Origin of the sequence: Segatella intestinalis, assembly GCF_029348455.1 — a bacterium.
Taxonomy (GTDB): domain Bacteria; phylum Bacteroidota; class Bacteroidia; order Bacteroidales; family Bacteroidaceae; genus Prevotella.
This window is the reverse complement of record NZ_JARJVV010000003.1, coordinates 144,467-161,081: the sequence shown is the minus strand read 5'-3', so window position 1 is coordinate 161,081 and position 16,615 is coordinate 144,467. Positions and strand designations below refer to the sequence as shown.

The window sequence follows — 16,615 nt, the reverse complement described above, 5'->3', positions numbered from 1 at the left end:
AAATAAACCTAAAACTTTTCCTGAAAACTTTTTACCGCAGAATTTACCTTGTCGTATTAATATTTCTTCCTGAAGTTTCGCATGTACGGAAGTTATAGTAGTTAAAGAAGTTATCACTCCCTTCGGTCGTTAGAAGTTATAGCCAATAGCCTTTTTTGTTGTATATTTAGCAATAAAGCATATGGCTTTAACTTCTTTAACTTCCCAAGCCGAAACATTCGGCTTTAACTCCTTAAAAAAGTTACTTCACGATATTGGTCTTACGGATAAAGTCGATGATTTCGGGCACATAACCGAAAGCCAAACCAGTAACCGTATCAGCACAACCATAATATACAGCTATGCGTCCAGTCTCAGCATCGCAGAGCGAAGCACAAGGGAAACAAACGTTTGGCACATCCCCCACACACTCATACAACTCCTGAGGTGTGATAAGATACTGACCCGAACGACCTATCACCTTCCAAGGCTCCTCCAAGTCGAGCAGCGCAGCACCGAAAGCATAGACATACCCATTGCAAGAGTGGAGCACACCATGATAGAGCAACAACCATCCTTCAGAAGTCTCGATAGGCACAGGACCAGCACCAATCTTCATGCACTGCCAAGCACTCTCCTCGAAGGCAGCAGGTGCCATCACATGACGATGATGTCCCCAATACTCCAAGTCGGGAGACTCGCTATAGAAGATATCACCAAAGGCAGTATGTCCTGTATCACTTGGACGACTCAGCATGGCAAACTTGCCATTGATCTTGCGAGGGAACATCACACCATTGCGGTTGTAAGGCAAGAAAGCATTCTCCAACTGATGGAAAGTCTTGAAATCCTCTGTCCATGCCACACCAATCGTTGGTCCATGATAACCATTGCACCAGGTGACATAATACTTTTCGCCTATCTTGCACACACGAGGGTCGTAGCCATACACCCACTCACCTATCTCCTTGTCGTCGCACTCCAGACGGATGGTTTCCTCGTTGATGTCCCAGTGGATGGCATCTTTACTAAAACCAGCATGAAGCGTCATGCGTCGGTTCTTGTCATCACATCTGAAAACACCTGCAAATCCGTCCTTATAAGTTACTACGGCACTATTGAAGATACTATTGGAGTCGGGTAGCTGATTGCGCTCGATAATAGGATTCTGAGAAAAGCGCCACAAAGGCACATTGCTATTTTGTGGTCTGTCTTCCCAAGGGATGTTGGGAAGCGCAGCACCTATGATTTTGATATCGTTCATTGTTATTGCTTAATAAAAAGTATGATTATAGATTATTGAGAAGCTCAGCCTTACCATCGTTGACGAGTTTGATAACCAACTCACCAAAGAGGGTATTCTGCCATGCAAACCAAGCACGGGTGTAATTGGAAGCATCATCCTTATGGAAAGACTCATGGATGAAGCCCATGCCTGCATCGGTGTTGAGGAGCGTCTTCATACACCAGCGAATCTCGTCGTCGTTGGTAGCCGTGAAGCACTTCATCATGATAGACATTGGCCAAGGCATATCGTAGCCGATGTGTGGACCACCGATACCCTCACCCGCCTTACCACGGAAGAAACAAGGATTGTCCTCACTCCATACGAAGCGGCGTGTATTCTGGTAGATAGGATCGTCCATCTCCACATCGCCCAAATAGCCCATACCCAAGAGTGAAGGCACATTGGCATCATCCATCAAGAGACGGTTGCCAAAACCATCTACCTCGTAAGCATAAATCTTGCCATACTTAGGATGTTCGCATACCGCATACTTCTGCAAAGCCTCCTTCACCTCCTTGGCGAGGTCAGAACAGTCGGCAGCAATCTTGAGCGCCTTTATCTTCTGAGCATCTTCAGCTTTCTCGGCTACATACTTCAATATCTCAGCCGCCTTATTCATGGAAGAAACCGCCATGAAGTTGGAAGGGATGAGGAAAGGAAGAATGGTGGCATCATCAGAAGGACGGAACATAGAAGCGATGAGGCCTACGGGCTTCACAGGAGCACCAAAACCATCCCAGCCCACGGTATCGAAAGCACGGTCGGTCATACGAGTGAAGTGATAAGCCTTGGCTGTCTCCTTGCGCTGTTGCTCATGGAAGGTCTTGAGGATATTCTCGATAGCTTTCATCCATTCCTTGCCGAAGATCGAGTCGTCGCCTGTCACCTTCCAGTATTCGTAAGCCAAGCGGATGGGATAACAGAACGAGTCGATCTCATACTTACGCTCGAAGACCTCTGCCTGCATCTGGGTGTCATCCTTCTGCCATCCAGCTCCTGTAGGTCCATCATTATAGGCATTGGCATAACGGTCGATGTTGATACACTTCAGTTGGCGAAGGATAACGCCACGAAGCATCTTCTGTAGTTTCTCGTCTTTGTTGGAAAGGGCTATGTAAGGCCACACCTGTGCGCCAGAGTCGCGAAGCCACATGGCTGGAATATCGCCAGTATAGACGAAGGTATCGTCGTCGCCATTCTCGAGCACACGATAGTGCACGGTACTCTCCAAGGTATTGGGATAACAGTTGGCAAACATCCAGGCGAGCTTAGGATTCTTCTTCAGGAGTTTCTGTATCTCCTTGATCTTCTTCTCTACAGCCACAGACGTGAAGAGTCGTTCCTCTACAGGTGGACGTTTCGACTCATACTTGCCGTTGACAGGTGTCACCACCTTGGTGTAACGAGCGTGTACATCTACTTCAGCATGCTCTTGTGCCATGGCTGTCATGGCAGCAAGAAGGACCATTGTCAATATTGTTTTTCTCATTGTCTGGGTTTTGTGTTATGAAGGGTTGTTATTATGAATGAGTTCTATTTTTTTATAACTGAACTTTCGCATATCAGGAAGTTAAAGGAGTTTAGCCGTATGTCTTGCGGCTTAAAAGAACTACGCCAAAAAGTCTATTGTCTTAACTCCTCAGCGACAATAGGGAGCGATAACTCCTTAACTCCTTTAACTTCAGAACTTGCGAAAAAGAGGCATTATGGGCGATCAGCCGCACGTGTGCCCCACTTAGAGGGCTTGCTACCCATCTGGAGCTCTAAGATTCCACCTTTCATGATGTCTTGATACATGATATACGACTTGGTGTAAGGCTTGCCATTCAACTTCACCGACTGTATATAGATATTCTCCTTGCTGTTGTCCTTGCAGACGATAGAGAAGTCCTTACCACCTACGTTGAGGGTAGCTTTATCCAATACAGGGCTTCCGATGATATACTTACCACCAGCAGGCTCTACCTGATAGAGTCCCATAGCCGAGAGGATGTACCATGCCGACATCTGTCCTACGTCCTCATTACCACTCAGTCCGTCGTAATCGTCTTTGTACATCTCGTGCATGGTCTGGCGGATGAGGCGTGCTGCCTTCCAGGGTTGCCCCACATAGTTATACATATAGAGCACCTGATGGCTTGGCTCGTTGCCATGAGCATACTGTCCTATCAGACCTGAGATATCAGGAGAAGCATTGTCGCCCATATTGCCCGTGACGATGAAGAGAGAGTCGAGCTTAGTAACAAACTGCTGCTCGTTGCCGAAGAGCTTCACCAGTCCATGCACATCATGCGGAACGAGCCAGGTGTACTGCCAGGCATTGCCCTCCGTGTAGTCGTCCTGACGATGAACAGCCGAGAAAGGATTGAAAGGTACACGGAACGTACCGTCAGTACCGATGCCACGCATAAATCCGGTCTGCTTATCGAAGTACTTGCGATAGGTTTGAGCACGCTGAGCAAAATACTTAGCATCAGCCTTCTTGCCCAACAAGCGAGCCACCTTAGCCACACAGTCGTCTGCCAAAGCATACTCCAGTCCCTTAGCCACTGTTTCCATCTCTGGATCCTTGTCGTAAGGCAGATAGCCATACTTCTTGAGCAAGCCGAGACCACGGTCGTCGCGTAAAGCCGACTGCTTCATGGCTTCGTAGGCTCCCTCCTTATCCTTGACATATCCTTTGAGCACCAGGTCAGCAAGCACCGGAATACCCGGATTTCCCACCATACAGTCGGTCTCATTGCCCATCAGATGCCATACAGGTAGTTTGCCCTGCTGACGATAGATGTTGATAAAGGTACTTGCCATATCTGGCAACATCTCCCTATGTATCAGGGTCATCAGAGGATGTGCTGCACGATAGGTGTCCCAGAGCGAGAGCGTCGTGTAGTTGGTGAAGTCGCCTTGATGCACCTTACCATCAGCACCACGATACTCTCCGTTGACATCCGAGAAGACCGAAGGAGCGGTCATGGAATGGAACATTGCAGTATAGAAGATGCGACGCACGGTAGCATCGGTTGTCTCTACCCTCACCTTAGCCAAGGCCTCGTTCCAGGCAGCATCGGCTTTCGCCACCACCTGCTGGAAGTTCCATGCCGGAATCTCTGCCTTCAGGTTCTCCTTGGCATTGGCAATGCTCACTGCCGAGAGTCCCACCTTGATGAGAAGGGGCTGAGCTGCATCAAAGACCTGCACCAACCATCTGCCGCTGTCTAAAGGCTCAATGATAACAGGCTGCGAGAATTCTGCTACAAAGAAATTCTTCTGGTCTTTTGCCCAACCTGTAGAGAAGCGATGACCAGCTACACTTGTGGTTTTCATCTCGTCCAAGGCATAATCTGTGGGCTTATCCCATCCGATGCCTTGGAAGAGGTCGAGCACCAACTGGGCTTTCTTTACATCGGCTCCAAAGGTGTAACGATGGAATCCAGCACGCTTGGTGGCTGTAAGCTCCACCCACACATTGGGCTGCTGTAGCTTCACGGCGTAATAGCCAGGACGCACATTCTCGTTGGCATGATGAAACACCACCTCTTTCTGCTTGGCATCGGTAACAGGCAGGAAGGCTACATCGCCCAACTCGCCAATACCCGTACCACTGAGGTGCTGATGTCCGAAGCCTATCAACACCGAGTCGGACTCATGATAGCCCGAGCACCAGTCCCAACCGCGCGTATGCTCTGTAGGTCCCAACTGCACATAGCCGAAAGGCACATTGGCACCCAAGAAGACGTGTCCATGACCGCCTGTACCAATACGTGGGTTTACAAACTGGGTGAGGTTGTCAGCTGTCTGACCAAAAGCGGCTTGTGGATGGCCTCCAACCATCACACAAGCCAACAATACTAATATAGGAAATAAACTTTTTCTCATTTTCAGAATATAAGAAATGTTTTATTGAAAAACTACTTAGAGAAGTTAGAGAAAGAATAAGGTGCATCAGCCTCCATCGTACCGCGCAGCATATTAGGCTTTTCAGATAGGTGGAAGGAGAGGTTAGCACCCTGCTTCAGTGCATTCATGTCAAGGTAGTTGCGTTCGTACAACTGACCATTGAGCTGCATCTCGTCGATATAGCATCCGTTACCATCAGCGAGGATGTTAATCTGCTTGCCATTCTCCAGATGTAGTTTCATCTTATGGAAATAAGGAGTGCCCAAGACGTATTGTCCTGTACCTGGGCAAACAGGATAGAAGCCCATGGCAGAGAAGACATACCAGGCAGAGGTCTGTCCGTTGTCCTCATCACCACAATAGCCATCGGGAGTAGGTGTATAGAGACGATCCATCACCTGGCGCACCCAGTACTGACTCTTCCAGGGCTGTCCGCTATAACCATAGAGATAGATGCCATGCTGGATGGGCTGGTTGCCGTGTGCATAGTTGCCCATGTTCATCACCTGCATCTCTCTGATCTCATGGATGGTGAAACCATAATAGCTATCGTCGAAGACAGGAGGAAGCTGGAATACGGAATCGAGCATCTGGTTGAATCGGTCTTTACCACCCATGAGGCGCATCAAGCCCTGAGGGTCGTGGAATACCGACCAGGTGTAGTGCCAAGCATTGCCCTCGGTGAAGGCATCACCCCACTTCAATGGATTGAAGGGAGCTTGGAACTTTCCATTCAGCAATCTGCCGCGCATCAAACCGCTCTCCTTGTCGAACACTTTCTCATAGTTTTTAGCTCGCTTGGCAAAAGGCTTCAACTCTTTCTGCGACTTACCCAAGGCTTTACCAAACTGATAGATACACCAGTCGTCGTAAGCATACTCCAAGGTGCGAGCCACGCTCTCATTGATCTTCACATCATAAGGCACATAGCCCAACTTGTTGTAATACTCATAACCATGCCGACCTGTAGAGTTGACTTCAGGATGAACAGCGTTGGCACCATGCACCACTGCCTGCCAAAGGGTCTCGACATCATAGCCACGCAAGCCAGAGAGATAAGCATCGGCCACCACAGAGGCTGAGTTGTTGCCCACCATGCAACCGCGATGACCAGGACTTGCCCACTCTGGCAAGAAGCCACTCTCCTTATAAGTATTAGCCAAACCATCCTGTATCTTCTCATTGACAGAAGGATACATCAGGTTGAGCAAGGGGAAGAGGCAGCGGAAGGTGTCCCAGAAACCAGTATCGGTAAACATATAGCCCTTCTGGATAGTACCATTGTAAGGACTGTAATGTACGATCTCGCCAACACTATTCTTCTCATAGAAAGCGCGTGGGAAGAGTACCGAACGATACAGACAGCTATAGAAAGTACGCAGATGGTCGATATTCTCATCCTCTACTTCGATCTTGCCCAACACCTCGTTCCAGCGGTTTCTACCCTGCTGGCAGAGCTGCTCCATATCGGCTTGTCCCAACTCTTGTATGTTCTGCCAAGCCTGCTCCTCACTGATGAAGGAAGAAGCCACACGAGCCTGTACCTTTTCGCCTCTCTTACCTATCTTGAAGGAGATGATGGCACCCACATGGTTGCCCTCCTGCTCATGGCCTTCCTGATATTCGCCATCCTTTACACTATGCACAGCGTCAAAGTCATGGTCGAACTCGATGACAAAGTAATTTCTGAAGTTTGCTGGCACACCACCGCTATTACGAGTGGAAAAGCCCACCACCTTGCGCTGGTCAGGCAGTATCTTGATATAGCTACCCTTATCGAAAGCATCGATAACGACATGAGCACTATCGGTCTTAGGGAAGGTGAAAGCCATCAGCGCAGCACGCTCCGTAGGACAAAGTTCGGCAGTCACATCGTAGTCGGCGAGATAGACACTATAATAATAAGGTGTCGCCTTCTCTGCCTTATGTGAGAACCAACTGGCTCTCTGCTCCTCGTCGAAAACAGGTTTTCCTACAACAGGCATCAACGAGAACTGACCGTAGTCATTGATCCAAGGACTGGGCTGATGCGTCTGCTTCAGTCCTCTTATCTTCTTGGCAGCATAAGTGTACTGCCATCCATCGCCCATCTTTCCTGTCTGGGGAACCCAGAAGTTCATGCCCCAAGGCATGGCGATGGCAGGATAAGTATTGCCTGTGGAAAGCCCGTGGTCGGAGTCGGAGCCCATCAAGGGCTGCACGAAGTCCACCGCATTCTGTACATTCACCTTGACAGCTTGCGCCATCAAGGTGAAAAATACGAATATAAACACAACTGATTTTTTTCTCATAGACAATAAGTTACTCTTTATTATCTGAAATTGTTAGGCTGCACACGATTACCACTATCATCATTGGTATCAGCTACGTCCCACCAGAGGCGTTTGCCCTGTGTGTTGACCTGCAGAAGCTCAGGATGAGAAGTGAAGTAACTATTGCTATTCTCGCTATAAGGATAGAGAATACGCTTGATATTCTTACCCATAGGAACGTCACCACCACTATTGTTGGTCAACTGGTTAGCCAAAACTGGATAGTCGGTACGACGGAACTCAGCCCATCCCTCATTACCATTAGGGAAGATAGCCATCCACTTCTGAGTGATGATAGCTTCGAGTTGCTTCTCCTTGTCGCCACCCTCGAATACCTTATCAGTAGTAAGGGTCTTCAAGCCATCGATATAAGCCTGTGCCTTGTCATCGGCAATACCATAGTAGTCCATAGAAGCCTTGATACCAGACTTGTAGTACTGCTCGGCAGTACCAGTAAGTTCCATACCAGCCCAGCCACGCAAAGCAGCCTCAGCCTTCAAGAACTCAGACTCAGCATAGCCTAACAAGAGGTAAGCACGCTCACGGCTGAAGAAGTAGTTAGGATCCAAAATTTTACCATTGCTCTTTGGTGCTGTACGAGTGAGTGAGAAGTTCAAAGTACCCATATCAATAACAGGAGCCTGAGCACCACGCTCACAACCTACGAAGTCTTCTCTCTGGCTATCCTCACCAGCCTCCAGCGTACTCGATGTCATCTTGATGCGATACCAGCTTACCAAGCAACGTGGGTCAATCTTCTTGGTGATAAAGCTATTGCGACCTGTCTTGATCTTATATTCTGTACCACCCTCACTGGCGTTGCGATAGAAGTTCTCCAAGTCTTTAGACATCACGCTCTCACCATTGTAGCAAACACTACACATCACTAAAGGATGTTCGTTACCACCATCGTTAGTACCGCCTTGCTCTACAAGAGCATACTTAGGAACGATCTGCATATTGTCGTCGTTGCTCTGCATCAGACCATACTTGTTGTTAAGAGCATTTTCTGCTTCCTTCTTAGCACGAGCAGGGTCTACGTTGGAGATACGCAAAGCCATGCGAAGGCGCAGAGAATTGGCAAAGCGGAGCCACTTGTTCCAGTCACCATGATAGCAGATATCATCGGTAGGATAACCCACCTGAGTAGCATCACTTGGCTTGATACTGTCTACAGCCTGCTCCAACATACGGAACATCGCATCGTAAACCTCAGCCTGGGTGTTGTAAGCCACATTGTTGGTCTCAGGAATCTTTGCCTGTACATACTCCTTGAAAGGCATATCGCCATAAGTATCGGTGTTGGCAAGCGCCAAGAAAGCATAGTAGATACGTGTGGCATAGAACAAGTTCTTGTACTTCTTGGTGTTTTCGTTGAACTTAAAGACACGCAACAAGGTGCGATACTCGCTGCTGCGGTCGTTGTAGAAATGAGCCCAACGTCTTCCACTCCATCCATCCTTATAAAAATAGTCAGGAGATTGACCTGCATGCTTAGGCTGGTTGTTAGCCACGAAGCCCGCATAGATATCATGACTCAGGTTGGTAGTGATCTGATAGTCGTTGAAGAATCCTTCATAGAGGAAGTTGCGGAAAACGGTGTTGGCAGAGCTCAACTCGCTCTTCAGCGCCAAGGTATCTGCCTTGCTTACCTTGTAGTCGATGTTGATGTCGGCATACTTGGTTTTGTCCTCCTCACCAGGCTGCTCTTCACCGCCGCCAGTGGTGTTATCAGGCAATTCGTATGGATTCTTGCTCATATCGTCCATGTCGTAGCAAGAAGCCAAACTTGCTAATGCCATTGACATAAGCATAGCCTTGAATATAATTGTCTTTTTCATTGTGTCAATCTGTTTGATGTAAATGTAATAGGATTTAGAAAGCTACATTGACTGAGAAGCCGAATGTACGAGTATAAGGCACGGCAGCGAAGTCGAGGGCCTGAGAGAACATAGAGGTGTCGTAACCTCCGTCAGGGTTGCCTGGTGTATGCTTGAGCAAGAAGCACAAGTTGCGAGCTACGAATGACAACTTCACATTGGTGAGAGGAGTCTTTCTCAACAAGCTCTTTGGCAAGCTGTAACCCAAAGCGAGTTCCTTCAACTTGATGTAAGATGCGCTGTGTACGAACATCTCAGCAAAACCCTTCTGTGCTTTATACAAACCGATGTGAGAGTAGTAAGCCTGTGCACTAACCTCCTTGGTATTAGGCTTACCATCAGCTGTTACACCAGGTGCTACCATATAGTAGTCTTTAACACCATTGAGTTCTTTGTACTCACCACGATAAGCAGTGCGCTCTGAAGTACCTACTGATGTAGCCATACCTTCTGACACGCTGACTACTTCGCCACCAAATCGCATATCAAACATAGCTGTCAGGCTAACGCCCTTATAGTTAAGGCTTGGAGTAACTGACATGAGAAGCTTAGGCTCGATGTTGCCGATAGGATGATCGAGGATATACTGCTCCAAGTTACCTCCTGCATCGGCACTGGTAACAGGCATAGGAAGACCGTCCTCACCGATAATCATCTGGCCGTTGGCATCGCGCTTGAGAAGGTTGTTGGCATAGATGTCGCCCAACTTGCCACCTGCACGTGCACCTACCTTGACAGGCATGTTGCTATCGCCATTGAAGTAGATATGATCTACACCATTAGCCAACTCGTCTACACGAGAGATGTTCTTAGAGAAGTTCATGGTCAAGTCGAAGTTGAAATCCTTGGTTTTGACAGGTGTACCATAAAGCATCAGCTCGACACCCTTGTTGGTAATCTTACCTGCATTCACCCACTGCTGTGACCATGGTGCAGAAGCATCAACGAGCATAGCCTGGTTCTTGGTCTTCGTATAATAATAGGTGAAGTCAAAGCCCAAACGGTTCTCAAGGAACTTCATTTCAAGACCCCACTCGAATGAAGACTTGATCTCTGGCTTCAGGTTGTTGTTCATCTTAACAGTCTGAGGAATAGGTACACGAATACCATTCTCGAAAGTATAGCGACGTGTGTTATAGAGGTTGTATGGGTTAGGATCCTTACCCACCTGTGCGAAAGACAGACGAGTCTTAGCAAATGTCACCCATGCAGGCAGCGGATGCTCGATAGAGCGCATGAAGTCGCTGAAGATGTAGCTCAAGCTGGCACTTGGGTAGAAGAACGAGCGATTGTCCTTTGGCAAAGTAGACGACCAGTCGTTACGTGCTGTGAGGTCTAAAGAAAGATATTCACGGAAAGCCAACTGCAGAGAACCGAAAACAGAGTACATAGAGCGCTCATGTCCATTCTCGCTGGCACTTGTCAACTGATAACCTGTATTGAAAATCCAGTTGTCCTTCTCGAGCATGTTCTTGGTAGATGCACCCAGCACCTCATATTTCTGATACATGATGTTGGCACCGAGGTTGTAACCCAAGCGCAAGTCCTTAGTAATCTGGTTATCACCCAAGAAGAGGAAAGAGATGTTGTGCTCGAAGTTGTTTTCCTCCGAACGGCTCATATTGTCATCGGTAACAATCTCGCTCCAGTGCTTACCAGGTGTGCTGACAGCAGAGTTACCCAAACTCAAGTCAGAGGTCTGAATGCGAGTGCGATAATAATCGAAAGCATACTTAGCGTTGAACTTCAACCAATCGGTGATGTTCACATTGGCACCATAGTAACCGAAGGCACGCCAACGCTCATCACAGTTCTGGAAACGATGACGCACATAGTATGGGTTGGCATACTGCATATCAGGACCAAACCAGTTGCGGTGCAATTGGTCGTCGGTGGTATAGGTCTGAAGATCCTGCAAGCGAACGTTGCCAGGAATCAAAAGCAACTGAGCCACCTCACCATTCAAACCAGACATAGGACGGTTCTCCGCCTTCATGCGAGAAAGAGAAATCTTGCTATCGGTAGAAAGATACTTGTTGATGGTTCTACCAGCATTGAGGTCGACAATCAACTTATCGAGTGTCTCGTCTTTGAAAAGACCCTTATTGTCGTTGTAACCCAAAGAGAGGCGGAAGTGTCCCTTCTCGTTAGAGTTTCCGAGGGCTACAGTGTGGAACTGTGAGAAACCTGTGTTGAAATAATCCTTCAACTTATCACCATAATATCTGTAAGCGATGTTCTCACCCAAGAAAGAAGGCTCCAATCTACCATCAAGAGGAGCACCGAAAGCCAACTCGCTTGACAAGGTCTTGCTGCCATCCTCACCTTCCTTATAAACGGTAGCGCCCCTTGAGCCCTGACCATACTGCTTCTGCATAGGAATGGTCTCGGCTACTGTGCTCCAAGTGAAGTTGGCATTGTAAGTGATACCAAATCCCTGCTTGTGGCTACCCTTCTTGGTAGTAACATAGATAACACCATTACCTGCACGTGAACCATAGAGGGCTGCGGCGTTGGCACCCTTGAGCACAGAGATAGACTCGATGTCCTCAGGGTTGAGGTCGAGTGACGTTCCACCACGGTCGTAACCACCATAAGCAGAAGCATCAGAGCTCTGGTTGTCAGTGAAAGGCACACCATCTACCACCCAGAGAGGCTGGTTGTTGTCGGTGAGTGAAGAGTTACCACGAATGGTGATCTTGGTAGAACCGCCAAGACCTGTGCTTGCGGTATTCATCTGCAAACCAGCGACCTTACCATCCAGAGCGCCTGTTACAGAAGGGTCGCCAGTGGTATTAAGAGCATCAGACTTAACGTCCTGTACAGAGTAACCCAACATCTTCTTCTCGCGCTTGATACCGAGAGCTGTAACAACCACCTCGTTGAGCGAATGAGAGTCGGGAAGCATCTGAGCATTTACAGCATGGCCTTCCTTGGCAGCGATGTCCATGGTCTTGTAACCTAAGTAGGTGAACTGCAACACTGGAGAAGGTTCATCGGTCTCGATGATAAAGTTACCATCCATATCAGTCACCGCACGCTGAGTGGTGCCTTTCACCAAGATTGCCGCACCAATAAGTGGTTCTTTGTTCTCATCGAGAAGTGTACCTTTGTATGTACGCTTCTGGCGAGGCTGGTGTTTCTTAGGGGAGGTTGGTGTTTCTGTCTTCTTCAGATAGATAATGCCATCCTTGATAACATAAGTGACATTCTTGTTGTGCAAAAGCTTGTCTAACACGTCTTCCACCTTACCATTCTTGACCGAAACAGCATTAACCTGCATCTTAGCCAAGTTGTCGTCATAGGTGAACTGATACTTAGACTGTTTCTGGATTTGCTTGATGACTGTTCCCAATGTGGTCTGAGGAACATTCAACGTAACCTGAGCCTTGGCAGCTGTCCAAGAACCAGCAAGCAACATCAGCGCAAAGGCCACTGCTGCGGTTTTTGTTTTTTGTAAATGATACCAATGTGTCATAATCTTTGTTTTTAGTCGTTAGGTCGTTAACTACCTGTATTGTTGTTAATAAATTTCACTTATATAACATCGAAAAACAAAAAAACACTTACTCAAAAAATAACTTTTTTTGAATAAGTGTTCTTTTTATATTCAAGTTTCGCACGTTCAGAAGTTAAAGGAGTTAAAGAAGTTATCGCTCCCTGCGGTCGCTGAGGAGTTAAGACAATAGTCTTTTTGGAGTAGTTTTAAAACTGCAAGATATACGTCTTAACTCCTTAACTTCCCTACATACGAAAGTTCTCTCTATATATAATAAGGTGTAGTCTACTTGATGAGGTAAACCCTATTACCTTTCACCTTATAGTGTATCGGCAGTGTGTTTTGGAGCAAATCCAATACTGAGTCGATGGTTTCCTTCTCCTTGATAACACCCGAATAGGTGTTGGTCTGATCAATGGCTGGGTCTACTACTACCTGTATGTGGTAAATCTTCTCCAACAACTTGGCGATGTCGCTGACATTGGCATTGCTGAAAGCGGTTTTACGCTCATGCCACATCGCATCTTGGTAAACATCGTTCTCCGAAACAGTCAAGTTACCCAAACGAGCATCGACACAGGCTTTCTGACCAGGCTTCAGCTCGATGGTTCCCTCATCGTGGTTGCCTACCACCTTCACCTTGCCTTCAAGAAGGCTCACCGTGGCTCGCTGCTGTTGCTTGTCTATACGAAAGTTGAACACCGTACCAAGCACCTTTACGCTCATCACTTCGCTCTCGACGATGAAGGGCTGATGAGGATTCTTGGTTACTTCGAAATAACCTTCACCTTCGATTTCTACTACACGATTGTCGGAATCAAACTCTTTAGGATATTTGAGGGCAGACTGCTTGTTGAGCCAAACCTTAGTTCCGTCGGGCAAGACGAGCGTGGTATCGTTGTCGGCACCAGTCATTACCAACTGCATCTGCATACCGCGCAATGTGTTGTGCTGCAAATAGAGCCAAGCCATACCGCACAATACACATACCACAGCTACTGCTGCAGCACGACGCCACAAGCTTATGACATGAGCACGATGCTCTGCCTCTTGCTCAGCTTCCTGTTCTGCCTCCTGTTCCTTGATACAACCCATCAATCTTTCTTCAGCCTGTCGTATCTGTGATTTGGGCATAAACTGCGCCTTGAGCTTATCGCTCATCTTTTCCATCCGGAAAATTTCTTCTTTATCTTGTGGAGAGTTTTTGAGCCATTCTTTTATCTGTAGGAGTTCCTCCTCAGTACATTCTCCTGCCAAGAATTTAGCTTTCAACTCTTCGTTAATCATATCCATATCTTGCATAATCTCTTTCTTAAATATTAATGATTCTATATACCTATTATAATTCTATAAATATCATAACAATAATTGTAGAGAAAACACTTACTCATTTATTAAAAAAATAACGAGAAAAATAAAAATATGGTGCCTAATCGGGAACGAAGCGTCCTCAGTGCCTTGTAGATATGGGCTTCCACCGTACGCACCGAGACATTCATCATCAAGGCTATTTCGCTATTTTTCATATCCTTCAGATAACTCAATACAAAAATCTCTCTACACTTATCTGGAAGTTCGCTAATAGCTCGATTGATTTTCAAACTTAGTTCGGCTGTCTCCATGTCATGCTCTCCGTTACCATCGGACGAGAAGTAACACGCCATACGCATTTCGTTAATATCCTCAATGGCAGCCGTACTGATTTTCTTGTAACGCTTCAAGAAATTCAATGCCCTCGAATATATAGTCTTGTAAAGATAGGATTCTATCTGAGGGCTATCTGTATCTAAGATATCCATGCGATTCCATAATTCAAGAAAACCCTCTTGAACTACATCATCAGCAGCATCCTCCCCAACTATACGTCTGGCATAATAGTACATGGGGGGATAATATTTCTTAAATATCGTTTGATACGATTCTTCTTTTTCTGTCTGCATCGTAATATCATCTTTAACCATGAAGCCTATTGAGTGTCGTAAATAAAGGTAATTTACCTTACAATAGACTCACGTACTGAACTACTTGTGCGCAAAGGTAAACAAAAAGATGATATAAAACAAATTATCAATTACATTTTTTTGCTTTTAACGGATTATTTTTCACTTTTACAAAATAATCGACTCATTTCTCTTGACTAAATGTTTCAGCCCTATGCTATGATACCTCAAAACAAGGAGAAGATAATGCTTCTGTTTTCCTCTACTCTTTACACCTTATTATATATATATACTCAAGTAAAGTTAAGGAGTTAAAGGAGTTATCGCTCCCTATGGTCGCTGAGGAGTTAAGACAACAGTCTTTTTGGCGTAGTTTTTAAGCAGCAAGACATACGTCTTAACTCCTTTAACTCCTTAACTCCTTTAACTTCCTGATAAGCGAAAGTTCAGTATAAATGCAGCGTGAAAAGCATACTGCACTTAACTGCGGAAAAAATTTTTTCTCAGTTAGGAAAAATTATTTCCCCAGTTGGGCAGATTCATTTTCCCAACTGAGAAGCCGTTTTTCGGCAATTCTTGTATGAATATACTGTATAAACATACATTTTATTTCTGTGTTAGGCTTGCGCTGTAAGAACACGTCATTGCCCCGGATGATTTTGCAAGACAAGGGGAAGCATCACGCTCCCCAAACCTCCTCGGCGATTTCTCGCACAAGATCCAACTTGGCCCACTGCTCTGCCTCTGTCAGTTTGTTGCCTATCTCGCAAGAAGCAAAACCACACTGAGGACTCAGGCTGAGACGCTGGAGAGGAAGATACTTCGCCGCCTCATGAATGCGGGCTATGACTGTGGCCTTGTCCTCGAGCACAGGCGACTTGCTGGTTATCAGACCAAGAACCACCTTCTTGCCTTCAGCCACATACCGCAGAGGCTCGAAGCCACCCGAACGCTCATCGTCGTATTCAAGATAGAAGGTGTCGGCATCCTCGCGGGCAAAGAGATAAGGAGCCACAGCATCGTAGGCGCCCTTCGTGGCATAGCATGAATGATAGTTGCCACGGCACACGTGCGTGTTGACGGTCAGCCCCTCGGGCTTTCCCTCTATGGAGAGGTTGTTGACCTTCAGATATTGCAGGGCCTCGTGTTCCAGGGTAAAGCCCGTGCCTGCCATCGACTTCCAAAAATCGTCATCTACAATCATGCCCCAGGTACAGTCGTCCAACTGTACAGTTCGACAGCCTGCTGCATAGATCTCGTGGAAGAATGTGCGATAGGCCTTGGCAATGTCTTCTATCAGTTCTGTGGTATTGGGATAAAACTGACGGGTGTTCTCGGCATTCTTTCCTCGGAACAGTTCTGCCAGAAACTGTGCCGGTGCCGGTACAGTCTGCTTGGCCTCTACGCCCTCCTCCTCAAACTGCTTCACAAACAAGAAATCTTTGATGAAGGGATGGTTCTCGCCTGTTATCTTTCCTGTAAGACGGAGGGAGCCTTTCGTGGTTTCCTCGCCATGAAACTGATAACCATGATCCAACTCTATGTGCTCTACGCCGCCAAATCCCCACATAAAGTCGAGATGCCAATAGCTGCGACGAAACTCGCCATCTGTAATATAGCGCAATCCGTGCGCCTTCTGCTGTCTGACCACTTCTGTGATAAGCCGGTCTTCAATGTGACGAAGTTCTACTGCCGAAATCTGTCCCTCGGCAAACTTTACTCTGGCTTCCTTCAACTCTGCTGGGCGCAAATAGCTGCCCACTGCCTCAAAATGTTGATTTCTCACGTTGCTCATGTTTTTATTTCCCTTTCTTTAATAT

At 46.8% G+C, this 16,615-nt stretch carries 9 protein-coding genes; all 9 read right to left on the bottom strand.

The window, feature by feature from the left end; translation table 11 throughout:
- Nucleotides 1-241: 241 nt before the first annotated feature.
- Nucleotides 242-1,243: a glycoside hydrolase family 130 protein gene (locus P3T48_RS02795; protein WP_276505547.1), complete on the bottom strand. Its 1,002-nt coding sequence runs from the start codon at nucleotides 1,241-1,243 to the stop codon at nucleotides 242-244.
- A 25-nt stretch (nucleotides 1,244-1,268) separates the two neighbouring features.
- Nucleotides 1,269-2,756: a glycoside hydrolase family 125 protein gene (locus P3T48_RS02790; RefSeq protein WP_276505546.1), complete on the bottom strand. Its 1,488-nt coding sequence runs from the start codon at nucleotides 2,754-2,756 to the stop codon at nucleotides 1,269-1,271.
- Nucleotides 2,757-2,971: 215 nt separating this feature from the next.
- Nucleotides 2,972-5,143 (bottom strand): GH92 family glycosyl hydrolase, encoded by a 2,172-nt coding sequence (locus P3T48_RS02785; protein ID WP_276505545.1) that lies wholly within the window; start codon nucleotides 5,141-5,143, stop codon nucleotides 2,972-2,974.
- A gap of 32 nt (nucleotides 5,144-5,175) precedes the next feature.
- A complete protein-coding gene (locus tag P3T48_RS02780) occupies nucleotides 5,176-7,455 on the bottom strand; it encodes a GH92 family glycosyl hydrolase (protein WP_276505544.1) in 2,280 nt (759 codons plus the stop codon).
- A gap of 20 nt (nucleotides 7,456-7,475) precedes the next feature.
- The gene (locus tag P3T48_RS02775; RefSeq protein ID WP_276505543.1) at nucleotides 7,476-9,317 is read right to left on the bottom strand and encodes a SusD/RagB family nutrient-binding outer membrane lipoprotein; all 1,842 of its coding nucleotides are present in this window, start codon (nucleotides 9,315-9,317) and stop codon (nucleotides 7,476-7,478) included.
- Nucleotides 9,318-9,351: 34 nt separating this feature from the next.
- Nucleotides 9,352-12,834 carry a SusC/RagA family TonB-linked outer membrane protein gene (locus P3T48_RS02770; RefSeq protein ID WP_276505542.1) on the bottom strand — a complete coding sequence of 1,161 codons (3,483 nt, stop codon included), beginning with the start codon at nucleotides 12,832-12,834 and terminating at the stop codon, nucleotides 9,352-9,354.
- A gap of 306 nt (nucleotides 12,835-13,140) precedes the next feature.
- On the bottom strand, nucleotides 13,141-14,148 hold the full coding sequence (locus tag P3T48_RS02765) for a FecR family protein (RefSeq protein WP_276505541.1): 1,008 nt from the start codon (nucleotides 14,146-14,148) through the stop codon (nucleotides 13,141-13,143).
- Nucleotides 14,149-14,249: 101 nt separating this feature from the next.
- A complete protein-coding gene (locus P3T48_RS02760; protein ID WP_276505540.1) occupies nucleotides 14,250-14,816 on the bottom strand; it encodes an RNA polymerase sigma-70 factor in 567 nt (188 codons plus the stop codon).
- Nucleotides 14,817-15,474: 658 nt separating this feature from the next.
- A complete protein-coding gene (locus tag P3T48_RS02755) occupies nucleotides 15,475-16,590 on the bottom strand; it encodes a 5-methyltetrahydropteroyltriglutamate--homocysteine S-methyltransferase (RefSeq protein WP_217758584.1) in 1,116 nt (371 codons plus the stop codon).
- Nucleotides 16,591-16,615: the final 25 nt, after the last annotated feature.